This window comes from Candidatus Nanopelagicales bacterium (assembly GCA_037045355.1).
Lineage (GTDB): Bacteria > Actinomycetota > Actinomycetes > S36-B12.
The window spans coordinates 110137-131621 of sequence record JBAOHO010000009.1 but is presented as its reverse complement, the minus strand read 5'-3'; the positions used below and the strand labels follow the sequence as shown (position 1 = coordinate 131621).

Below are 21485 nucleotides of genomic sequence, written 5' to 3'. Positions count from 1 at the left end.
TCACCGGTGACCGAACAGCGCTGGGCGATCTATGCCCGAATCAGTCTCGACAAGAAGGGCCAGGCGGTCGGCGTCACCCGCCAGGTCAAGACCTGCCGTGAACTGATCCCGGCGAAGTACCGGGCCGCGGCCGTCGAGTACATCGACAATGACCGTTCCGCCTACTCGGGCCGCACGCGTCCGGCATATGAGCGACTGCTGACCGACATCGAAGCGGGCACGGTGACTCACGTCGCGGCGTGGGCCAGCGACCGCCTTTACCGGCGTATGCAAGATCTGATCGAACTGACCTCCGCGGTCGAGCGCCACGCGGTCACGATCCGCACTTGTGTCGATGGCGATGTGGACCTGACCACAGCCGCCGGAATCATGCGTGCGCAGATCATGGGATCGGTGGCCGAACACGAGTCACGCCGCAAGGGCGATCGCGTGGCGGAGGCTCGCGCCGATGACGCCGACCGTGGTCTGTACCTGTCCACGCTGCGGCCATACGGCTGGACCCGGACCGACACTGTGGGCCACTGGCTGCCACACCCTGAGGAAGGTCCGCGCATCGCGGAGGCTGCGGCCCTGCTGCTCGATGGGTGGAGCCTGCGTAGCATCGCGCGCCGCTGGCCGGACGACAAGATGGACCCGCGCTCCTGGGGGCGGACCTTGCGCAATCCCCGGCACGCCGGACTGATCTCATACAAGGGCGCCATCGTGGCGGATGCCGCCGACGGTCAACGTCTGATCGACCCGAACACCTGGCGGCAGGTGGACGCGATCCTGAGCAACCCGAAGCGCCGCACGAACGGCCGCAGCGGTAGCGGGCGACGGCCTACCAGAGCCTTGTCCGGGTTCGTCATCTGCGGCCTGTGTGGACATCACATGAACACCTCCACCTACAAGGGCACCCGTGACCGCTCCAAGGTCAGCGTTCGGCTCATGTGCCCGCCCACTCAACACCTGACCCGCCGGTACGAACTGGTTGCCGATCGAGTGCTCGAGCCTGGCCGCCCGGGCGGATCGCCCGCAACCGGGAACGGCTCACAGCGCGCGCTGTCGAGCGTGCCGAGCAACTGGCGGAACACAACGGAGAGGGCGAGCACATCAAGGAACTGTCCGACCGCCTGGCGGCGTTGGCGACGCTGGCCGCGGAAGGTGCCCTGGCGCCAGAGGACTACGCGGCAGCCGCCAAGCCCATCCGCCGCAAACTGGAGCAGATGCACTCGGCGGCCGACACACCCGCCCGGGCGCCAATCCGGCGCTCCGCGCGATCCTGACAGTTCCCGACGATGAACTGGCGCCGGGACGGCTGGACAACCTGGCCGACGAAGATCCGGAGGCGTTGCGCGACTTCTTGCTGCGCGGCCTGATGAAGGTGACGGTTGTGCGGGCGGCGGTTACGACGCATCCGACCGCCGATGACATCGAAGTCGAGTGGGTCTGACTGCGGAGAATGATCGGTAATCGGTCAATGTTGAAGTTCGGCCGGTGACGTCAACGTGACTGGCACTAGCCATCGATAGCGAGTGGTAACGGCACCTAGCGACGGAACTCTGGTGGACTCCGATGGTCAGTAGTTGCAGGTAGTCGCCGGTAGCCGCAACTAGCCGCCGGTAAGGCCGGAAAGTTCAAGTGTCACAAGGGGAACCGGCCTGCTGGACAGCCCGATGACATGCAGTGCAGTCTCCCGATGACAGAGCCGCCCGCCCCCGGATTCATTGGCACGAACAAGGGACGGACGGCACAACCTACTCATCACAGAGAGGCTGCGTGCATCCTATGCCTGCAACTCGACCGCTTCCCAGTCCGTACGAGACGCCCGTCGTGACCATCACCGAGGCCGCGCGAGATCCTCGGCCTGTCTCGCCGCCAGCGCCCACCAGGTCGGTGCAGTCAGGGACTCATCCCCTCCGTGCGTGTGAGTGACCGGCGCATCGTCATCCCCGTCGCCGGACTGTACGAACTGCTCGGGATTCCTATGCCCGCGCACCCGGATATCGCCTGCCACCGCCTGATGAGCGCGGCACAGGAGACCCCGAGCAACACGCTCGGGGTCGAGATGAAACCTGCTATTGCAACGTCTGCTGGACGCGGCGCCACCGATGACCGATGAGCAACTCGATCGGGTCATCGCGACGCTGCGGCTCGCCGACCATGTTGCAGTCCCCTCCACCGCCGAATCGCTCGGGGGGGGCGCATGAGGAAGGTCTCGTTCAACCCCTCCGACCCGGCCGAACTGCAACGCGCCGCCGCCATCCTCCTGGCCAACGCGTTGGCGCTCTACCCCGTGGGGCGCAAGAAGCGCCAACCGGTCAGTGGCGCCACGGTGGTCGGGACTACGTGATGGAGCCTGCCAGCGCTGATGACGTCCGTCAGTGGATCTCGCACGGCGTCGGCAAGCGCGGTGCCACTGTGCACGGCTGGGCGGTGTTGTCGTCGTCCGTGACTCGGACCGTGACCATCGACGCGGAGAGCGCGGGCATGGACTTCCCACAGATCAGTGGCGTGTTCGACCGCTTGCCCGAGTCCTGTCAACAGAGGTCCCGCAACGGCGGGCGGCACGCGTACCTGCGCATCACGGCGGGCGATCTGCCCGCAGACACCGTGCTGGCGCGCCGGGCGGTTGACGGCACGGACACCCTGCTCGCCGAGTTGCGCCGTCATCGCCAGTACGCCGTCATCCACGGCCCCGGACGGCCCCGGCTGCCCGATGACTGGCAGGTGCACGAACTGACCCGTGATGAGTACGAGGTGCTCGTGGCCCCGATCCGCGAGTTGCATGAACCGTCCGACGCCGAACGGCGCCGCCAGAATCGACAGGACCGGCCCCCGGAAGGATCCGGTCTGACCGGCAGCGGGGCGGTCATCACGGACGCGGTGGCGGACGGGTCGCTGCCGGTGCCCTGCGTCCTGCCTGATGCCTGGGAAGTGGTGGGCACTCGCCCTGATGGTGCGGTGGTGTTCGTGCGCCCCGGTGCCGAGTCCGATCAGTCCGGCAACTGCCTGCGCGGTGTGGTGGTGATCCACTCCAGTTCCGTGGACTGGGCCGAACCCGGTGTTCCGATGACCGCTGCGTGGTGCTTGGCGCAGTCCCGGTACGACGGCGACTTCCAGAAGATGTGCACGGCGATCGAGGCCGCCGCCGCCGCGATGGTCGATGACGGAGAGGTGCCCGAATCGCCGTTCGACACCTGGCCGCAGGAGGTGCTGGAACAAGTCCATACCGCCCGCGCTCAGGCGCAGGCCGAGTGGCGGAGCGGGCGGGTGCGGAGGATCGACGAGTGGAAGGGCTCGACCGGCGACGGTGAGAGTCCTGGCGGACCGAATCCGGCGGGGGCGCTGGATTCCGTGTGGAACGAGCGTGGATGGCTGGAGCATCTGCGCGCAGCCGCCTACGCCCGTGGTGTCTCCGCCCCGGCCGTCCTGGCGGCATTCCTGGCGCGCTACTGCGCCGAGATCGACCCGCGTCACGTCCTGCCGCCCATCGTCGGCGGTCACGTCTCGCTGAATCTGTACGTTGCCCTGCTCGGGCGCTCGGGCGCTGGCAAGTCGTCCACGTTGGCTGTGGCCGAAGACCTGGCCACGTGGGGCACCTTGAATCCCGGGGTGGCCTCTGGCGAGGGTCTGCTGCGTCAGTACGGCGCCTATGACAAGGGGGTCAAGAAGTGGGTGCAACGCGACACCGCCATGGCCGTGCAAGTCGATGAAGTGGCGTCGCTGACGCCGCAAACCGAGCGCGGCGGCTCCACCCTTCTGGGCCTGCTGAACTCCGCATGGATGGGCAGCAAACTGTCCCAGCCGTACGCGGACCCGACCAAGCGGGCCGAGATGGCCGCCCACGGCTACCGGCTGTCCGTAGTGGTCGGCGTGCAAGTGGGCAAGGCGGACGGGCTGTTGCAGCACGCTGACGCCGGGACCCCGCAACGCTTCCTGTGGGCGCCGCTGGTGGACCCCTCGATTCCCAGGCGCCGCGACCGCCCCGAGTGGCCCGGACCTCTGGAACTTCCACGCCCCCCTCTCGGCGGTGGTCGCCACCTGACCGCGATCACCGTGCCCGACGACATCGCGGACCACATCGACGACGCCCGCCACGCCGTCGCTACGTCCTGGGCGCCGCTGGGCAGCAACGGCGACGGTCAGCACGACAACCTGCAACGGTTGAAAGTGTCCGCGCTGCTGGCACTGATGGACGGCCGCCACGACATCACCGGCGATGACTGGGCGATCAGCGGCCATCTGCAAGCGATGTCGGCCGTCGCGTTGAAGTACGCCCACGCCGACCGTCAGGCACGGGCGAAAGCCGATGACGAACACCGTGGACTGCGACAGGCTCGACAGGCCGCCGTTGCTCAGCGGATCAGCGACGACACCGGCCCGCAGCGGCTCGCGCAACGGATCGCGCGCCACGTGCACACTCACCACCGCGATCGACCGGACGGGTGCGTCCGGAAGTGTGCGAAGGGTCGGGCCAGCCAGGACGGTCTGCTGGCGTTCTGGGATGAAGCCCTGGCGATCGCTCGGAGGGCGGGGTGGATCGTCGTGGATGAACGGCCCCACCCGACCAAGCCCACCGAGACGGTCGCCCGCATGACGCCGGGCCGGGTGAAGCCGTGACACCGCCAGCGCAAGGGGTAGGGGGTACGGGGGTACGCGTACCCCCTACCCCCCTGACCTGGCCCGTACACGTAGATGAAGAAATCTATCTATCTAAGCGTGGCGGCCCGCGTCGGTGGCGGTGTTGTCGCGCGGGGGTAGGGGGTACGCGTACCCCCTACGTACCCCCTGCTCCGCCCCCCTCGGCGCGGGCGAAATGACCTTCGAATCGACTACCGGAAGGACCCACTCCATGACCACCACCACCGACCCCGGAATCCGGGTCACCTACGGGCCCGCCCTGCGAGTACTGCGGCGCTCCCATGGCCGTGGCTTTGGCGGTGGCGGGCATCGCCACCCATCCGGGCTGCCCGGAACCCCAGCACGATCTCCACGAGCCGAACGACGAAAGGACATCTCGATGAGGAACTACAACTACCAACCCGGCGGCGGCTACCGCGTCACCTTCACCCGCGACGGCGACCCGACGAGCGACGCTCCGGTCTACACGCGGAGGGTGGCCGCGTTCGACGCCAGCGGCCAGCCCTTCGTCCGTGGCGCCACGGGCGCGCTGGTCGCAGTCGGCCAGCCCCGCATCGTGTGGCACCCGAGCGACCGCGACGCATCCGGCCCGATGACGGCGACCGTCGCGGCGCGGTATCTGGCCCGCTACGCAAAGGGCACGCCATAACCACCGTCGCCGCACCGAAACTGGAGTTCGGCTACCCCGACCCGCGCTCGGGCTGCCTGCAACGCGGCTGCCAGTTGATCGTGCCGGAATCGAAGATGCTGTGCGGTGTCCACATGGATGGGTCGACTCCCACCGCCTCGTCGCCCAACGGTGGTCCCGGTCAACTAGGTGCCGACGTTGAAGAATCGGTAGGCTGGCAAAGAGTTCACGAACGGGGGTTTCCGAATGGCTTCGTTGAACCGTCTCCTTGTCGTCGGCTCTATCGCGATCATGTTGGCCGGATGTTCCGGCGGCAGCACGAGTAGCAGGTTCGAGCAGACCTGGACCAAGTCCTACGCCAACACAACATGCGCCGACTGGAACGACGACATGACATCTGACCAGCAGCGCGTTGCCGCAGCGGACATGTTGACTAGCGCTCGTGACGTGGACGGCATCGAGCCCGCTCTGCCCGACGACGTATTGATTGCCGACTTTCAGCAGGAAGTCACCACAGCCTGCAGCGCGCGGGCTCCGTCAAGATTGGTTATCACCGAAGTAGCCGCTGGCGTCTACGTAATCGACAAGCGGAACTGGCGTAAGTAGGAGTACCCGGACAAGTTGGAAGACAACTGACCGACACTGATCCAACACACACACAACTCCACCGCTTGCAGCCTCTGCCCCGTCTGCTCCCGTACTGGCGGACCGATGCCAGGACGCCGCGGGACCGTCGGGGTTGCCTGAGTACCCGGGGCGGCCCAGCCGGGACCACTTAGGAATCCCGGATGGTCCGCCGCGGCAGCGGCTACAAGGCGCAAATCGTCTCAAAGAAGACTGATGCGGTGAACACGCTACTCCCGTTCGTGACGCTGTAGATCCATTCGCCCTCAGAGTTGCCAACGATCGATGTGCTGAGCCAGAAGTTTGGCGTATCCGCCTGGATGAAGCCTCCGCTGATGGCTTTTCCGCCCGATGTGCAGGTCGCTGTGTAATCGCCGCTTCCGTTGGTGCTCACAGTGAACGTGGGTGAAACGACCGAGTAGATGTTCAGCACACCGGATGGTCCTTGCGGCCCTGCCGGCCCCCGCGGACCGCGCGGACCGCGCGGGCCCTTCTTGCCAGTTGCGGTCATGGTCTGATCCAGTTTCGCGACTCGCGCTTGTGATCGCTTCGCTCTGGCCTCTGCCTGCTCATGCATGGCGTCAATGTCACGACCGAGAGCGACTTCCTCAGTCGCTGACTGGGTTGTCCACCCGTCGTCCGCCGTTGCTAGCGAGACGGCCGAGAAGCAAACGGCTGCCGAAGTCGCCGCGATCCCCAGTGCCATAGCAAAACGCTGATGTGTCTTCATTGTTCTTGAACTTTCCCGTTGGATTTCCAACGCTCGACTACCCACTGCGCCGTTGATTTCAACGCTGCGGCCGGAGCCTTGACTGCGCCCCGTGACCTCGAGCCTACGCTCTGCAATATGCGATGGGGCGAAGTCGGCCCAACCTCCCCGATCCACCGCACGTGGCCCCGGCCTGCCCGGCAGCGCAACGAACTCAAGAACAACTGCCGCCCCAGGACCGACACCGGTCCACCCGGATTCCTGTGTGTTCCCACTGGTCGGGCTCTGGGGCGCCCCCGCCTCTCGCGTCCCCCCGGCCCCCACCACGCACTGCGCCTAAGGGCCGATGCAAGCCCGCCGTTTGTCACTTACTGCTATTGAGAATGATTCCCATCTGAGTTACGGTCACCACGTGCGCCTACCGATCGCCCCGACCCGACGCGGCATCACCGCCGCTGTGTTCGCGCACCTGGTCGCCGCGGACCCGGAGCAGTTCTGGCGTCCTGACGATGTGACGGTGGCCATCGGGTTGGTTCAGTCGGACCGGAACCGAAACGCGGTCCGATCCGCGATGCAGAACATGGTCTTGAGCGGGATCACGGAGCGTGGCCGACACCTGGGCTGGACCGCATTTCGACTCACCCCCGCCGCTCGGGCGGCCTACGAATCTGAGATGAGGACATCCGCATGAGCAAGTCCAGATCGAAGTCACTGGCCGACGCGATCGCCGACGCCCCGACGTTCGGGGGCGCGGCGAACGACCGTGCCATGCGTTTCCTGGCCGAGAGCGCGCGCTGGTCCGACGATGCCGCGCTGATCGCGGCCGTACGGGACTACGCGCAGGCGGGAGTGGAGTACGACGACCGGCGCCGGGAACTGATCCTGGCCGCTGAGGCGGCCGGAATCGGTGTGCAGTACCTCGATCACGAGCCGTCGCGGGCTCGGGTGCCTGCCGCCGACCTGGCCCGGCTGCACGACCTGCGCCGAGAGGCCGATGTCGCTCACGCCGCGAAACGATCGGCTACCGCGAAGATGACCGCGATCGTCACCGACGCGCTGGCATCACCGGAGGCACGGGCTCACGGTCGGGATCTCGTGGCAGCCGCCGAATCGGCCGCCGACGAATCGGCTCGGCGTGCCGATGAAGCCGAGCAACTGCTCGCCCTCGCGGGCGTCCCGCTGAGCGGATCGCAGCCGTACGTCTCTCAGGCGAGTGCACACCTGATCAACGCTCGCCGGGCGCGCGAATCGACGCCCGATCGCCTACACCGCCTGGCAACCGCCGTCACGGCGGCGCTGGCCGATGCCGAGCCCGAGGACTCGGCGGTGGCGTCGTGAGCGACGTACCCGCAGACTCCGACGCCACCGCCGAGACACCGGCCGAACCGATCGCGGATCCACGGGAACTGGCTGCCGCTGTCCACCGGCTGCGTGGGCGCTGGTCCGACGATCGGCCCGCCTCGGATCTGCCACCAGACCATCCGACATCACTGGCGCGCCAAGTCCGCCGCCGGTGACCATGAACTCCCGGCCGGGTGGCGGTGGGCGGTTGTGCACTCCTCCCGTGATCGGCCCCGGGGCGCTGCCCGGTCGGGACCCGCTACTGCATGAGTGCGATGTGCTGATGCTCACCTGGCAACGCACCGACGCGGAGGCCGTGCTGCCCAGGCGCGCCCCCACCGATGCCGGGATCAAGGTCAAGGTGCATCGCTGGTCCGAGCCCCCGCAGGGGGTCACCATCCTGGACGCCAGGGTTCATGCCGATGCCGAACTGCGCCGCATCGTCACCGGCATCGCCATCGCCCACGACCTGCACCACGACGGGCCGTGGACTGTGCCCGCGCTGGTGGACCGGATCACGCGCTGGCGTGGGTATCTCGATGACGACGCGATCGACGCGCTGCGGCGAGCACGCCGGGCGCTGGCGCGGGCGCTCGATGGGCATGATGCCCGCCCTGGGATCGTGCCGTGCCCTGATCTGGACTGCGCCGACGCCCACATCATGCTGCGAGCCCAACGGTTCGCGTTCGGTCTGACCTGCCCGGCGTGCGGGAGGTCGTGGACCGGGGCCGACGAACTGGACCGGCTGCGGCGGCTGGTGGAGTCGTGATCGCGCATTGGCGACACAATGGACTGAGCGCATCGGGGGTCGAGCATGAAACCACGTCAGTACCTCACTGACGATGAGGCGCGGGCCGAGATGCTCTCCCGTGGCGTCCAGCCGTCGGTGGCTTACCAGGGTCTGAACAAGCCGTGGCCGGGAGTGTGTCTGGTGTGCGGCCGTCCGGTGCGCCCGTTCCTCGGCAACGTACTGGGGCTTGGGCATCATCCCCGCGGCTATTGCGCTGGGCGGCGCACCGATCCGTCTCTAGCGGAGGGCAAGATGCTGGCTCGTGGTTTCCGACCCTCGGTGCCCTTCACCGGCGCAATGAAGCCGTGGGCGGGGGTGTGCCTCCGATGTGGGAGACCGGGAAGTCCAACTCTGCAACACGTGACCGCCCGCAAAGGAGACCCCTGCGCCTACTGCGCCCAGCGCAAGACCGATCCCGATATTGCCTGGGCCAAGATGATTGCCCTGGACTTCGTTCCATCGGTCCCCTATCGCGGTCGCCATCACCCCTGGCCCGGCGTGTGTCTGCGATGCGGCAATCCCGGAGCCCCGCGTCTGTCCGGCGTTCAAGGTGGGCAGGGGCCCTGCAACTACTGCGGCGGCAACCGTCTCGATGACGCAATCGTAATGGGCAAGGTGCTGGCCTTTGACTTCCAGCCCTCGGTGCCGTTCCCCGGCGCCTTCACTCCCTGGCCCGGTGTGTGTGTGACATGCGGCCAGCCCGCAACCACTCGATACGCCGATGTCACACACAGCGGCATCCGACCGTGCCGTCATTCGATCCCAGCCGACATCGTTGAAGGAAAGATGCTCGCGCAGGACTTCCATCCGTCCGTTCCTTTCCCTGGGATCAAGTCGCGGTGGCCTGGGGTATGCCACCGCTGCGGACGAGGCGGAAGCGCCGATATCGCACACGTCGTCTACCGTCACGGCAACGCCTGCGCCTACTGCGCGGGCAAGCGTGTCGACATGGACATCGTGCTCGGGAAGATGCGGGCTCGCGACTTCGAGCCGACCGCGCCCTATCCCGGCAATCCCAAGGCCCCGTGGCCGGGTGTGTGCACGCGATGCGGATTGCCTATCGCCCCGACCTACGGAGGCGTGAAACGCGGTCAGGGCGTTTGTCCGCGGTGCTCTCGGATCGGGATGATCTCCGGCTACCGCACAGACCAACCGGGGACCCTTTACCTGCTCTGGAATGAGGTCTACACCTGTCACAAGGTGGGGATCACGAATCACCTTGACGACAGGATGCGGACCCTGGGACGGCTCGGATACACACTGGTTGAGGCTGCGGCTTTCGACGACGGAATGGTGGCGATCACCGCCGAGGCCATCGTCCTGTCCCGCTTGCGGTCCGAGGGCTTCGCTCCCGTGGCCCCCGAAGATTCCCAGGGATTCACGGAGACGTTCGCCGTGCCGGACTCCTATCCGATCGGCAACGTGTGGGCGTCTGCGATTACGCAGGCACAGGAGCAACTAGCCGCCGCTGCGATCACTCCGGACTAGCCACCGACACCGCTGCGTCGATCAGCACCCGGCCGAGCACCATGGCCTCCTGAGGCGTCAGGGCCAGATGCGCCACCGCCGGGTCGAGTCGCAGGTGGCCCTGCTCGGAGTCGGTGTCGATCAAACGGGCCGCATCGTCATGGGTCAGCGAGTCGGTCATGGTGCCCACCGTTGGCCCGTCTCGGGCTGCCGGTCAAGGGTGCCCGGCGAAACTGTCAGTGCCTGTCGGCAACTGGTGGCCGGTCGTGGTGAAGGTGGCGCTACGTGGCTGCACCCCCGGCCACGACGGGGGGGACGTGGCCGGAGGTGCCCGCTCAGTGTGACGGGGCGGAGGCTGGCGAGCCGAGCCAGGGTGACGTGGTGCTTATCACCTGAAACGGGTGGTGGCGGTCAGGTGGCGGCGCGCGCCCGCTTCTGCTCCTGCTTCCATTCGCGGACCTTGGCGAGACTGTCCGGGCCGGTGACGTCGGCGACGGACATGAACGTCCCCGGCTCGCCGTAGGGGGCGCAAGCCTCACGACCGCCAGGGATGTCCAACCCGTTTACCTTTATTTGTACTGCCAGGAAGATCTTGGCCTTCTGGTCACCGAAACCCGGCAGGGCCTTCAGCCGCTTGAGAACCTCGCCGCCGGAGCCGGTGGTCCAAATCCGGGCAGCATCACCGTCGTAGTCGTCGACCACGACCGCGGCCAGGTCCTGAATGCGCCGTGCCATGGATCCTGGGTAGCGATGGATGGCCGGTGGTCCCTGGGCGAGGGCGATGAGCCGATCGAGGTCGGTGGCCATCACGACAGCGGGGTCGAGCCGGGTGGGATCCCCGAGTCGTTCGGCCAACAGGAACGGGCCGGCGAAAGCCCTCTCCATCGGGAACTGCTGGTCGAGCAGCATGCCAACGAGGAGTGCGAACGGGTCGTTGGACAGCAGGGCATCAGCCTGGGGTTGCTGAGCCAGGGTCAGGGAAGGCACGCGCCCACGGTAGGCGGCGGGGGCACGCAGCGCCACCTCAGCGGTCCAGGGGCCGCAGCACGCTGGCGGCCTCACGGGCGGGAATCGTCGTGCTCGCATTCTGGGTGACTTGGCCATCGATGGCCTGCTCCCCCAATCCGGCAATCGTGAACGTCCCTGTCCAAGTGGTCGTCACCTCTGCCCGGTATCTTCCGGGTCGGTCATAGGCATGACTCACGGTTGTGTCCGGCCACGTGCTGCCCGGGTGCGTCGTGTGCATGGTTCGACCATCACCGAAGTCCCAGTCCCACGTCGCCGACACATCGGTGGTCACAGTGATCCCGGCCACGGTGTCCGTCCAGGAGTGGGTCGCGGAACGCTGCCCCGAATCGAAGAGCACCGGTATCCGCAGGACGGTACGTCCGCTGGGCTGCGCTGACACCTCAAGTCGCGGCACCCGATGCACCATGCGTTCAGCGACGATCGCAGCGATGTCCGCGACGGATACCACCTGGCTGGGTCCGTAACAGCCGAACCCGCCCGGTATCCAACCGCCGGCACCCCCTGTCCACTGCTGCATGAATCGCTCCCCCGGCCCACAGTCGGAGTCGTGCAGCGGCAGACAACCGCCAGATCCCGGCTGTGGCGAGACCCCGAGCAGACCGTGGACACACGCTGGGATGACGATCACCGGGGCGCACGAACCGGCGCAACCGCCGCTGCCGCTACCGGGTGATCCGCCACCGCCACTGCTGCCCACCACGACGAAGACATCACGCGAGTCGTTCCCGGACACTGATCCGTCGTCCGCCTTGACCGGAACGCTCAGTCCGACAAGGCAGGCAGCAACCACGCAGCCAACAACCCGTTTCCCCCACATGAGGTCCCCCGCTTCCCCCTACTTGTCCCCCGACTCGCACCGAAGTGCGGTGTCACCGTAGGGGGCGTTCCCCGACAGCCCGCAACCGCGGTCGTGGAGGTGAGTGATTGGCCACAGCGGGTGGGCACAGGGGTTGACGGACGTTCGTTCAGCACGTCGCGTGATCAGCACCCACCGAGGCGAGCAGGTCGGACACGATGTGACCCACTCGCTCCGACTCGATGAGAAATCCGTCGTGTCCGAAGGGAGTCTCGATGACGTCCAGCCCTGGGCATCCCGGAATCTCATCCGCCATGGTCTGCTGCAGGGCCAGGGGGTACAAACGGTCGCTGTCGAGTCCCGCGACCCTGACCGGCACGGTGATGCGGCCGAGCACCGCGGACCGAGCCCCGCGCCCCCGGGCGACGTCATGCGTGGACATCGCATCACTGAGTGCGACATAGCTGCCGGCATCGAAGCGTCTGATCAACTTGTCCGCGTTCTGGTCGAGGTACGACTGCACCGTGTATCGCCCCGCGGCGTTGTCGCGACCCCGGGCCAACGGCGTGTGGGGATCCTCACCCGGCTGAGCGTCCCGGCCGAACCTGAGATCCAGTTCGCCTGCGGTCCGGTAGGTCAGGTGCGCGAACTGGCGGGCCAGCGCGAGACCGCGGTGGGGGCCGCCACCGCGGGGCGCGTCGTAGTAGTCACCGCCATGCCAGGACGGGTCATTGGTGATCGCCTGGATCTGCGCAGTCTGGGTGCCGATCTGATCGGCTGAGGCTGCTGCCGCTGTTGCCAGCAGCGCGGCTGAGCGGATGCGACCCGGGTACATGACCAACCATTCCAGTGCCCGCATGCCGCCCATGGATCCACCGATCACACTGGTGAACGACTCGATGCCCAGATGATCGGCCAGCCGCGCTTCGACGGTGACCTGGTCGCGGATGGTGATCCGGGGCCAGCGTGATCCGTAGGGTCGACCGTCCACGGAAGTCGATGCCGGGCCCGTGGTGCCTTGACACCCACCCAGGACGTTGGCGCAGACAACGAAATAGCGGTCGGTGTCGAGGGCCTTGCCGGGACCGATGACCGCGTCCCACCAGCCTGGGGTCGGCTGACCCGGGGCTTTGTCACCCGCGACGTGAGCGTCCCCCGTGAGGGCATGCTCGACCAGCACCGCGTTGTCGCCGCGGTCGTTGAGTGACCCCCATGTCTGATAGGCCACTCGGACGTCCGACAGGGCATCACCCAACTCGAGGTCGACCGCGCCGATGTCGGCGAACTTGCGGAAAGCCACCGGATCCCCCTCCCGCCAGGCGCCGCTGGCGGGAGGGGCCACGGAAGTGGTCATGAGGAGCCCACCCTCCTCAGCTTTGGACCTCGGCCTTGGCGGAGCGGAATCCCGCATCCAAGTCGGCCAAGATGTCATCGATGTGCTCGATCCCCACCGCGAGTCGGACCAGTCCGGGCGTCACACCCGCAGTCAGTTGCTCCTCGGGGGTGAGCTGCGAGTGGGTGGTCGATGCCGGGTGGATGACGAGGCTGCGAACATCGCCGATGTTGGCGACGTGGCTGTGCAGCTGCAAGCCCTCCACGAACCTCCGTCCGGCTTCGACGCCACCGGCGATCTCGAATGCCAGAACAGCGCCGGTCCCCTGCGGGGCGTATTTCTGACCGAGTTCGTACCACGGGCTACTGGTCAGGCCCGCATAGTTGACGCTCAAGACCTCGTCACGGGTCGTGAGCCATTGCGCGACGGCTTGGGCATTCTGCACGTGCCGCTCGATACGCAGGGACAGGGTCTCCAGTCCCTGCGCCAACAGCCAGGCATTGAACGGAGCGACGGCAGTTCCCAGGTCCCTCAGCAGCTGCACCCGAGCTTTCATGATGAACGCGACGTTCGCCCCGAACTGTGACCCCACGCCGAGATCACGGGCATAGACGAGGCCGTGGTAGCTCGGGTCGGGCTGGTTGTAGTTCGGGAACCGCTCGGGGTACTGGGCGTAGTCGAAGGTCCCGCCGTCGACGATCACACCCGCGATGGCCGTGCCGTGTCCACCGATGTACTTGGTCGCGGAGTGCACCACGACATCGGCACCCCACCGCAACGGCTGGATCAGGTAGGGGGTGGCAACGGTGTTGTCGACGATCAGCGGTACACCCACGTCGTGCGCCACCGCCGCAATGGCCTCGATGTCGAGGATGTCGTTCTTCGGGTTGGCGATGGTCTCCCCGAAGAACGCCTTGGTGTTCGGCTGCACAGCCGCGCGCCACGATTCCGGATCGTCAGCATCGGTGACGAACGAGACTTCGATGCCCAGTTTCGGCAGCGTGTAATGGAAGAGGTTGTACGTGCCGCCGTACAGGCTGGGGCTGGACACGATGTGATCGCCGGCCTCGGCCACGTTCAGGATCGCCAGGGTCTCCGCCGCCTGCCCGCTGGACACCAGCAGGGCTCCGACCCCGCCCTCCAGTGCCGCGATCCGGTCCTCGACGGCAGCTTGGGTCGGGTTCATGATCCGCGTGTAGATGTTGCCCAGTTCCTTGAGGGCGAACAGGTTGGCGGCGTGAGTGGTGTCGTTGAACGTGTACGACGTCGTCTGATAGATCGGCAGTGCTCGGGCGTGGGTGGCCTCGTCCGGGGTCTGGCCTGCGTGGATCTGCTTGGTTTCGAAAGACCAGGCTTCGCTCATGATGGGATTCCTCCAGATACGTGTGTGAATGTGTTGAGATGTTCAGAGAGGGACGTCAGGCATCGAGCCCGCACGAGTCGACGGGGAACGCGTAATGCGCCGTTCAGGCCCCGGCGACACCGGTCATTCGGCAACAACACATGACATCCACCTCTACCTGTGGGCCTTGTGATGCAAGGCCGCGCTTGTCGTAATCGACCAGGTCTTCACCCGGAGCACCCCACCGCGGTCGGAGGGTTGCTGCCCAGCTAGCCGGAGCTTGTCGCTGGGACTCATGACCTGCGCTTACGGTAGCCCACAGTTAGCGGTGCGTCCACTTCCGAGGTCAAGAACCCTGCACGCGGTATGGGACCCGCGGTCTTCAGTGGACCGTGGTGATCGTCAGTTCCGTCATGACCGGTCGGAACGCTCTTGGGGATCCAACCGATCGTCGATATGGCCGTACCGGCAGGTGGCCTCATCGAGGCCTGCCATCACCTGGTGCCACAGTGACGGTGGCCGAGCCTGATCGATGCATCGAAACACGAGGTCGGCCAGGGAATGGTCGGGGTCGGCCGCCCGCGCGCGCTTGAGGCATTCCATGGCGCGGGTTCCTTCTCCCAGCTGCCATGCGATCAGCGCTGCGACGGCCGCGACAGGCGCAATCGAGTCGCTGGGGGCTCGGCGCAGACTCTCGGCGAACACGTCCCAACACCGCTGGAGCAATGCGCGACCGTGATGCGGTCCGTTGGTGATGCGCCACAGGACGACATCTCGGACCCGTAGGTCCCGACAGGCCCGCGTCACGAGGTCGACGTCGGAATCAGAGAGCGGTTCCGTCGTGCGGAGCAACTCCGCCATCCGCTCGATGGCGTCATCGCGCCACGATTCCAAGCGGCGACCGGTGGGCGCCGTACCCAGATCGGGGATGCGTCGGCCGGGGTCTTCGGCGATCTCGGCGACGATGGTGTCGCGGTCGGGGGCGGCGGCCAGTCCATCGGCGATCAGTCCGACCACCGTGGGATGGTGGCGGTCGAGCAGATGCTCGCCACACGCTGGACTGCATTCGAGGCCACGCCAACTATCGTCGAATGTCTCACCCGCCCAGAGAAGCTCGAAGTCACGCGACAGGAAGCTGAGCGCCAAGGCCGCGATGGTGTGCTGATCGGGACGGACGGCATCGATGCTGGCGACGAGCACGGAGTTGGCCTCGCAGTTGCGGGCTCGCTCCGCCAATGTGGCCACGACATCGTCTGGTGCCGTGCGACACGTGTCCCAGTCCACCCGGGAACTCAGCACGATACTCCCAGAGCCGTCGAAGAACAGGCAGACGAGACTGTCTGACGGGCGGTAACCGATGAGCAGCGGGATGGCCGGCAGGAGTTCCTCGGGGTGACGGCCGAGTGTGCGGGAGACAGGGCAGAAAGTGTTGGTGGTGGTCATGCCTCACTGTCAGGTCGACCGAAGGGGGATCTGACTGCGCGGATCCGACCGGGGATGACGATGGGGTCACGACGGCTGTGGAAACGGCGTGTCGGTCGAGGTGCCGGCACCGCAGGGGCCCTGAAATTCTCACACGAGCCCGGTTGCGTGGCGGAGGGGAAGCCATCACGCGACCGGGCTCCTCCAACTCCGCGGATCTCCGGCTACTCGCCTCAACCTGATCCAGCGGCTACTGCGCACCATCGGCGAATCCTGGGCTCAGGACGTGACCGGATCCGTCGCGTCCGCGACCTTCTTCACCCGGTGCCGGATGTCCCAGCGCCAGTAGAAGATCATGATCAGCCCGATCGCCATCTGTGGGATGTAGGACGAGGCCCGCCAGACCAGGTCGGCGGCGGTCGCCGCGCCGCTGTCGACTCCGAAGGAGGTCAGCAGCGCGATGAGCACGGCATCGACTGTTCCCAGTCCGCCAGGGGTGACGGGGATCATGATGCCCAGCTGGGAGATCGCCCAACAGCCGTAGGCGACAAGTAGCGGCGGCATGCCGACGTCCTTGGTGACGCCGAGCAGAGCGACGTACAAGATGGCGAACTGCGACCAGGAGACCCCGATCTGGGCCAGCGTGATCACATGCCAGCGACGCTCGACGAGGCCCACGATGTCGTGGCGCAGTTTCAGCACCTGAGCCTTGACGTCGACCGTGACGTCCTTCTTGAACCAGTGAATGACCCCGTTGACGATCGTGTTGGCCCACCCACCGAGTCTCTCGGCGTTCTTCTCAGACCGAAGGATGAGGGCGAAAAGGCCCACGATCACGATGAGGGCGGTGACTCCCACAACGGCACCGACGACGTACTTGCCGGCGTCGTCACCACTGAGCGTCAGCGCTGCGATGCCGGTGACGGGCAGGAACAAGGTAACGAAGACGCTCCACACGCCGGTCGCGGTGATCGCCGCCGTCGCCACGGTGGGAGTCGCCTGATAGGACGTCAGCTGCGCGTACTGCAGCCCCAGCCCGAACGCTCCCCCACCGGGAATACCGTTGCTCACGGCAAAGGCTGACTGATTGACGATGAAACCCTGTTTGTAGCGCAGTCCGGGGGTGGCCGCGACGAAGGGCCACCCGTAGACCCAGAGATACCAGATGACGATCGCCACGAGTCCCGCGATGGACGCCAGGCTCATGGCCTGCACGTATTCGGCGGCGGCCGCGTAGTCACCGATCTGGGGGATCACACGAGTGAAGACGATCGCCAAGAAGACGATTGCGACGATCGCGCCGATGATCGTCTTCTTGCGATCGATGCCTCCCGCGCCGATGCTCTGTTTGGCCTCGGCGTCCGTCAGTTGGCCTGACGGCTCGTCGATCTCCGGGGCGGAGTCGCGATCGGCGCTGGCCGATCCGGCAGTCGGCTGCTCATCAGGGTCTCTCGTCGCCACACGTCGATGGTAGGGGTAAGGATCGAGGCCGAGTCAGGAAGCGCCGAACCTGGTGGTCTTGTTTCTTGGATCCGGTCGGCATACCGATCGGCGAAGCCCACAGTCGGACAGGACGGAATGGGCAGAAGGACGGCGTCAGGTCTTGTCGGGGAAGGCGATCTCGGGGTCCAACGCCCCTTGCGCCGCGAGGGAACCCTTACGGCCACCACCTTTGCCGCGCAGGACAAATGCCAGTCCCACCGCACAGACGGCTCCCAGTAGTGGACCGGCGACGTACACCCAGTAGGGCCCCAGGTGACCTCCCACGAGGTTCGGCCCGAAGGTCCGGGCCGGGTTCATCGAGGCACCGGACAGGGGTGCTGCCCACAGGCCGGCCAGCGCGATGTACGACCCGACGCCGACGGCAGCCATGATGCCGATGCTCTGCGCACCCGACGACGTTCCGAGAATCACGCTGACGAGACCGAACGTGAGCACGGCTTCGGTGACAAACGCCTGAAAGTCGGTGGTGTCGGCTCCTGGATAAGACCCGCCATGGGTGGCTGGGACCCGCACCAGGTAGGTCAGCAGCCCGGCGGCGGCTACGGCACCGAGCAGCTGCGTGACGATGTAGCCGGGGACTCGCTGCACCGGGAAGTCCCCACGCAGCCAGAACGCGACCGTGACGGCGGGATTCAGATGGGCGCCGCTGACCTTGCCCATGAACATGATGACGGCGAGGACCATGAGAGCCGGCGCCGTGACCGCCATGGCGAGACCCACGGTGCCGGGATACAAAGTGCCCACCATGGGGGCGCCGGCAGCCACGAGAACCAGGAAGAACGTCCCGATGAACTCCGAGATCAGGCGACGCCATTCCTGGCGCGGATCCCGGAAGTCCTCGATCCGCCTCGCGGCTTCGGCCTGGATGACATCCCAGAGATTCTGCCTGGTCTGTTCCTGCTGCTCGGCGGCGTCATCCGATGGCACATCGACCTCCGTGGCAAGGCTCACACGCCCGTTGAAACTGCTCCAGTGCGAAGTCTCGCGACCAGCCGCGACGCTGTCAGCCGATTGACCAACCAGAGGTCCCATCCGGAAGCATGAAGTCCCCCAGGAGATGCGGGATCTGACACTCCGCGTCAGGGCTTGTAGTCCACGCAGCGGTCGACGTGGATGACCACATTGACCCGCTGGACATCGGGCGCCTTCTCCTGCCACGGCTGACCCGTGTACTTCTGCGCCATCGCCTGGATCAACTCCGAGGTGCCTTCGTCTTCCAGGGTCGCGGTGCCACGGATCGCCACGAAACGGTACGGATTGTCCTTGTCCATCACCAACAGACTGATCCTCGGGTCACGAAGGAGGTTCTTCTCCTTCACCCGGCCCCGCAGCGTGGAGAACACCACGTCTTCGTCCTGTGTATCCACCCACACCACGCTCTGGTGGACGGAACCATCGGCATTCAACGTGGCCACGGTGGCGAAGTTCGGCGCAGCGAGCAGTTCGGAGGCAAGGTCTGACAACATGCCGTCATCGTGACGGCCACGGGAGCCGGGCGCAATCCGGCAGCCCCGCAACCAGCTCTTGGAATCCGCAGCGACACCGGCCACTCGGCCACTCATGGGGCCAGAGGTGCAGCGATCACCCCGCCGACCCGCGGGTGACCGCATCTGCGACGGCCTGCGAATGCCCGAAGGAGTGCGGTTGGTACGAACACAGGGGGTCGTCGGCGAACATGTCACGCGTGGCGCCATAAGCCCGCGGTCGCGACCCTCCGCACACCCGACGGAACTCACACTGTCCACAACGTCCCCGTGGCGCGTCCGGGTCGCGCAGCCCCACGAAGAGTTCGGACGACCTGTAGATGTCGGTCAGCGACTCCTGGCGGATGTTCCCGGCCGACTGCGGGAGGAAACCGCTCGGATACACGTCACCGGTGTGGGAGATGAACACGAACCCTCGGGCGGCGCTGATCTGCAACGGCGGGCGCCGCAGCCGCCCGGTACCGGTCCGATTCGGAGCGATCTGCTGCAGACGCTCGCGCAGATACAGGTAGTCGCGGCCCAGCCCGAGCTCCACCACCGGATCGAGTCCGTGTTCTTCACAAATCGTGCGCTGGACGCAAACCCGCCGGAATGCCGGTGCCTCCGTGGTCTTCAGGGAGACGAGCTTGTCCGCGTCGTAACAGAAGTTGAGGACATCCTCGGCCTGCTGGGCACTGATCTGTCGCAGATGCTCACCGCGCCCGGTAGGTACGAGGAAGAACAACGACCAGGTCAGTGCCCCCTGCTCGTGAATCTCGTTCAAGATGTCGGGCAACTCGGCGATGTTGTCCGGGGTCACAGTCGTATTGATCTGAACCTTCAGACCCAGTTCTCGCGCTTGGCGCCAGCCCCGCATGGTCAGATCGAAACTGCCGCTCACCCCGCGGAACGCGTCGTGCGTGCGTGCGGTGGCACCGTCGATGCTCAAGGAGATGGCGTGAGCACCCGCTTGATACACCTCGGCGAGGTTCTTCGGGTTCAACGCCTCGGTGCCCGAAGGAGACACCGCAACAGGCAGTCCGATGTTGGATCCGTACGACACCAGTTCGAGGATGTCCGGACGCTCGAACGGGTCGCCACCGGTGATGACGAAGAACGGTGGTGGCGTGCCGAACCGCGCGACCTCATCCATGAGTGCGCACGCCTCCGCGGTGCCGATTTCCGCAGGGTCCCGGTGTGGGACCGCGGTGGCGCGACAGTGGCGGCAGGCGAGGGCGCAGGCCCGCGTGGCCTCCCAGATGACGATGAAGGGCCGCTGGGTGAGGTCCACGTGGCTGCGGCGCAGCGCCGGCGCTCCCGAGCGTCGCCCCACGGATGGCATCCGGTCAGCTCGTTCGTTCGAAGCGGAGCTGCCAATCGTCGGGACCGCGCTGGAGGTAGTCGACGCTCATGGCGTCGCCATAGCGGTCGGCTGCCTGTGACAGCAACGGAATGGGGTCATGGGGAGCGACGAGGACCATCGCAGATCCTGGGGCAATCGAGTCGAGGGCGCCGAAGATCGCCGCATGGCGGACGGCGTGGGGTATGACGCGGGCATCCAGGACAGGATCTGCCTGGTCGTGAGCCCCGCAGTTACACGCTCCGCCCGAACCTGCCAAAGGGATCTGCTGAACCATCGGTCCTCCATCAGTCAAAGGGTCCTGTGCAATTTACTACACTACCGACTGTGGAAAATATGGGCCCAAGTCCTGCGCAGGAGCGCACCGGCAATCAGGCCCTGTCACAACCCAAGGCATCCGTGCTCGAGTTCCTGCAACGAAGCCGGCAGCCCACGACCGCAACCGACATCGCTGAACTGTTCGGCCAACACGTCAACACCATCCGGAACCATCTCGATGATCTCGTGGCGGCTGGTCTCGTGCGTCGTCGACGTGCGACTTCATCCGGTCGCGGCCGACCTGCGTGGCTCTATGAGACAGATTCCGAACACCCGAGACCCGACCCCAGAGTCAGCGAATACGCCGCGTTCGCGGGCGCGCTCGCCCAGTACCTGGCCACGACCAGCCCCAACCCCGTCGACGCCGCGCGCGGTGTCGGTGGTTCTTGGGGCCGCGACATCGTCCAGCGCAGCCACCCCCACGCCCCTCGCTCCTCCCCCCTGGCTGCGCGTCGTGCCGTGGTGGACATCTTGGCCGATCTCGGCTTCGCGCCGTCGGCGGATCAACGCGCGACAACGGTGGCCCTGCGCAGATGTCCGCTGCTCGACGTCGCGCTGCAGCACCCACAGGTGGTGTGCCAGGCCCACTTGGGACTTGTCCGCGGCGCTTTGGACGAACTCGGCGGCGATCCTGAACGCACTGATCTGATCGCATTCGCGGAGCCCGGCGCCTGCCGATTGCACCTGCTCACCGCATCCGCGGATTCGTCCCCGCAGCCCGCGTGATCCGGCCGAGC

Annotated in this window: 24 protein-coding genes and 1 riboswitch; of the genes, 12 read left to right on the top strand and 12 right to left on the bottom strand. The window is 66.4% G+C overall.

Annotated elements, in window-relative coordinates; translation table 11 throughout:
- Positions 1-6 precede the first annotated feature (6 nt).
- The 6 genes from V9E98_03255 to V9E98_03230 all read left to right on the top strand — a co-directional run bounded on the left by V9E98_03255 (position 7) and on the right by V9E98_03230 (position 5857).
- Positions 7-1281 (top strand): recombinase family protein, encoded by a 1275-nt coding sequence (locus tag V9E98_03255; protein MEI2716005.1) that lies wholly within the window; start codon positions 7-9, stop codon positions 1279-1281.
- A gap of 625 nt (positions 1282-1906) precedes the next feature.
- Positions 1907-2101: a hypothetical protein gene (locus V9E98_03250; GenBank protein MEI2716004.1), complete on the top strand. Its 195-nt coding sequence runs from the start codon at positions 1907-1909 to the stop codon at positions 2099-2101.
- A gap of 84 nt (positions 2102-2185) precedes the next feature.
- The gene (locus V9E98_03245; GenBank protein ID MEI2716003.1) at positions 2186-2332 is read left to right on the top strand and encodes a hypothetical protein; all 147 of its coding nucleotides are present in this window, start codon (positions 2186-2188) and stop codon (positions 2330-2332) included.
- On the top strand, positions 2332-4602 hold the full coding sequence (locus tag V9E98_03240; protein ID MEI2716002.1) for a hypothetical protein: 2271 nt from the start codon (positions 2332-2334) through the stop codon (positions 4600-4602). Before V9E98_03245 ends, V9E98_03240 begins: the two co-directional genes overlap by 1 nt.
- A gap of 232 nt (positions 4603-4834) precedes the next feature.
- Positions 4835-5272, top strand: a complete 438-nt coding sequence (locus tag V9E98_03235) for a hypothetical protein (protein ID MEI2716001.1) — start codon at positions 4835-4837, stop codon at positions 5270-5272.
- A 225-nt stretch (positions 5273-5497) separates the two neighbouring features.
- Positions 5498-5857, top strand: coding sequence for a hypothetical protein (locus V9E98_03230; protein MEI2716000.1), 360 nt, complete (start codon positions 5498-5500; stop codon positions 5855-5857).
- A gap of 202 nt (positions 5858-6059) precedes the next feature.
- Here the strand turns inward: V9E98_03230 and V9E98_03225 are convergent, their stop codons facing one another.
- Positions 6060-6605, bottom strand: a complete 546-nt coding sequence (locus tag V9E98_03225) for a hypothetical protein (protein ID MEI2715999.1) — start codon at positions 6603-6605, stop codon at positions 6060-6062.
- 391 nt (positions 6606-6996) lie between these two features.
- Here V9E98_03225 and V9E98_03220 point away from each other — a divergent pair, with 391 nt between their 5' ends.
- The 5 genes from V9E98_03220 to V9E98_03200 are packed head-to-tail and all read left to right on the top strand — an operon-like array spanning position 6997 to position 10203.
- Entirely contained in the window at positions 6997-7275 is a 279-nt protein-coding gene (locus tag V9E98_03220) for a hypothetical protein (GenBank protein MEI2715998.1), read from the top strand.
- Entirely contained in the window at positions 7272-7922 is a 651-nt protein-coding gene (locus V9E98_03215) for a hypothetical protein (protein MEI2715997.1), read from the top strand. Before V9E98_03220 ends, V9E98_03215 begins: the two co-directional genes overlap by 4 nt.
- Positions 7919-8101: a hypothetical protein gene (locus V9E98_03210; protein MEI2715996.1), complete on the top strand. Its 183-nt coding sequence runs from the start codon at positions 7919-7921 to the stop codon at positions 8099-8101. Before V9E98_03215 ends, V9E98_03210 begins: the two co-directional genes overlap by 4 nt.
- Before the next feature lie 47 nt (positions 8102-8148).
- Positions 8149-8694: a hypothetical protein gene (locus V9E98_03205; GenBank protein ID MEI2715995.1), complete on the top strand. Its 546-nt coding sequence runs from the start codon at positions 8149-8151 to the stop codon at positions 8692-8694.
- 45 nt (positions 8695-8739) lie between these two features.
- Positions 8740-10203: a hypothetical protein gene (locus tag V9E98_03200; protein ID MEI2715994.1), complete on the top strand. Its 1464-nt coding sequence runs from the start codon at positions 8740-8742 to the stop codon at positions 10201-10203.
- Here the strand turns inward: V9E98_03200 and V9E98_03195 are convergent.
- The 11 genes from V9E98_03195 to V9E98_03145 form a co-directional block, all read right to left on the bottom strand.
- Positions 10190-10363, bottom strand: a complete 174-nt coding sequence (locus V9E98_03195; GenBank protein MEI2715993.1) for a hypothetical protein — start codon at positions 10361-10363, stop codon at positions 10190-10192. The genes V9E98_03200 and V9E98_03195 overlap by 14 nt on opposite strands.
- A 230-nt stretch (positions 10364-10593) precedes the next feature.
- Positions 10594-11169 (bottom strand): HhH-GPD-type base excision DNA repair protein, encoded by a 576-nt coding sequence (locus V9E98_03190; GenBank protein MEI2715992.1) that lies wholly within the window; start codon positions 11167-11169, stop codon positions 10594-10596.
- Between the two features lie 37 nt (positions 11170-11206).
- A complete protein-coding gene (locus V9E98_03185; GenBank protein ID MEI2715991.1) occupies positions 11207-12001 on the bottom strand; it encodes a PKD domain-containing protein in 795 nt (264 codons plus the stop codon).
- Between the two features lie 175 nt (positions 12002-12176).
- Positions 12177-13361 carry a homoserine O-acetyltransferase gene (locus V9E98_03180; protein MEI2715990.1) on the bottom strand — a complete coding sequence of 395 codons (1185 nt, stop codon included), beginning with the start codon at positions 13359-13361 and terminating at the stop codon, positions 12177-12179.
- Between the two features lie 16 nt (positions 13362-13377).
- Complete coding sequence (locus V9E98_03175; protein MEI2715989.1) at positions 13378-14703, bottom strand: bifunctional o-acetylhomoserine/o-acetylserine sulfhydrylase; 1326 nt, start codon at positions 14701-14703, stop codon at positions 13378-13380.
- A 176-nt stretch (positions 14704-14879) separates the two neighbouring features.
- Positions 14880-14983: riboswitch (SAM riboswitch) on the bottom strand.
- Positions 14984-15093: 110 nt separating this feature from the next.
- Complete coding sequence (locus V9E98_03170) at positions 15094-16125, bottom strand: DUF4192 domain-containing protein (GenBank protein ID MEI2715988.1); 1032 nt, start codon at positions 16123-16125, stop codon at positions 15094-15096.
- A gap of 258 nt (positions 16126-16383) precedes the next feature.
- Positions 16384-17565: a YbhN family protein gene (locus V9E98_03165; GenBank protein ID MEI2715987.1), complete on the bottom strand. Its 1182-nt coding sequence runs from the start codon at positions 17563-17565 to the stop codon at positions 16384-16386.
- 135 nt (positions 17566-17700) lie between these two features.
- A complete protein-coding gene (locus V9E98_03160; protein ID MEI2715986.1) occupies positions 17701-18534 on the bottom strand; it encodes an aquaporin in 834 nt (277 codons plus the stop codon).
- Positions 18535-18686: 152 nt separating this feature from the next.
- Complete coding sequence (locus tag V9E98_03155; protein ID MEI2715985.1) at positions 18687-19169, bottom strand: PPOX class F420-dependent oxidoreductase; 483 nt, start codon at positions 19167-19169, stop codon at positions 18687-18689.
- A gap of 19 nt (positions 19170-19188) precedes the next feature.
- Positions 19189-20412, bottom strand: coding sequence for a TIGR04053 family radical SAM/SPASM domain-containing protein (locus V9E98_03150; protein ID MEI2715984.1), 1224 nt, complete (start codon positions 20410-20412; stop codon positions 19189-19191).
- A gap of 4 nt (positions 20413-20416) precedes the next feature.
- Complete coding sequence (locus V9E98_03145) at positions 20417-20707, bottom strand: DUF2249 domain-containing protein (protein MEI2715983.1); 291 nt, start codon at positions 20705-20707, stop codon at positions 20417-20419.
- Between the two features lie 59 nt (positions 20708-20766).
- On the opposite strand from V9E98_03145, the gene V9E98_03140 reads away from it, so the two are divergent.
- Complete coding sequence (locus V9E98_03140; protein ID MEI2715982.1) at positions 20767-21474, top strand: helix-turn-helix domain-containing protein; 708 nt, start codon at positions 20767-20769, stop codon at positions 21472-21474.
- Positions 21475-21485: the final 11 nt, after the last annotated feature.

Excerpts from the sequence above, each read along its gene's own strand:
- V9E98_03150 (MEI2715984.1), bottom strand. The coding sequence starts at position 20,412 with ATGCCATCCGTGGGGCGACGCTCGGGAGCGCCGGCGCTGCGCCGCAGC.
- V9E98_03200 (MEI2715994.1), top strand. The coding sequence starts at position 8,740 with ATGAAACCACGTCAGTACCTCACTGACGATGAGGCGCGGGCCGAGATG.
- V9E98_03180 (MEI2715990.1), bottom strand. The coding sequence starts at position 13,361 with ATGACCACTTCCGTGGCCCCTCCCGCCAGCGGCGCCTGGCGGGAGGGG.
- V9E98_03240 (MEI2716002.1), top strand. The coding sequence starts at position 2,332 with ATGGAGCCTGCCAGCGCTGATGACGTCCGTCAGTGGATCTCGCACGGC.
- V9E98_03145 (MEI2715983.1), bottom strand. The coding sequence starts at position 20,707 with ATGGTTCAGCAGATCCCTTTGGCAGGTTCGGGCGGAGCGTGTAACTGC.
- V9E98_03230 (MEI2716000.1), top strand. The coding sequence starts at position 5,498 with ATGGCTTCGTTGAACCGTCTCCTTGTCGTCGGCTCTATCGCGATCATG.
- V9E98_03235 (MEI2716001.1), top strand. The coding sequence starts at position 4,835 with ATGACCACCACCACCGACCCCGGAATCCGGGTCACCTACGGGCCCGCC.
- V9E98_03140 (MEI2715982.1), top strand. The coding sequence starts at position 20,767 with ATGGGCCCAAGTCCTGCGCAGGAGCGCACCGGCAATCAGGCCCTGTCA.
- V9E98_03155 (MEI2715985.1), bottom strand. The coding sequence starts at position 19,169 with ATGAGTGGCCGAGTGGCCGGTGTCGCTGCGGATTCCAAGAGCTGGTTG.
- V9E98_03195 (MEI2715993.1), bottom strand. The coding sequence starts at position 10,363 with ATGACCGACTCGCTGACCCATGACGATGCGGCCCGTTTGATCGACACC.
- V9E98_03175 (MEI2715989.1), bottom strand. The coding sequence starts at position 14,703 with ATGAGCGAAGCCTGGTCTTTCGAAACCAAGCAGATCCACGCAGGCCAG.
- V9E98_03225 (MEI2715999.1), bottom strand. The coding sequence starts at position 6,605 with ATGAAGACACATCAGCGTTTTGCTATGGCACTGGGGATCGCGGCGACT.
- V9E98_03245 (MEI2716003.1), top strand. The coding sequence starts at position 2,186 with ATGAGGAAGGTCTCGTTCAACCCCTCCGACCCGGCCGAACTGCAACGC.
- V9E98_03215 (MEI2715997.1), top strand. The coding sequence starts at position 7,272 with ATGAGCAAGTCCAGATCGAAGTCACTGGCCGACGCGATCGCCGACGCC.
- V9E98_03170 (MEI2715988.1), bottom strand. The coding sequence starts at position 16,125 with ATGACCACCACCAACACTTTCTGCCCTGTCTCCCGCACACTCGGCCGT.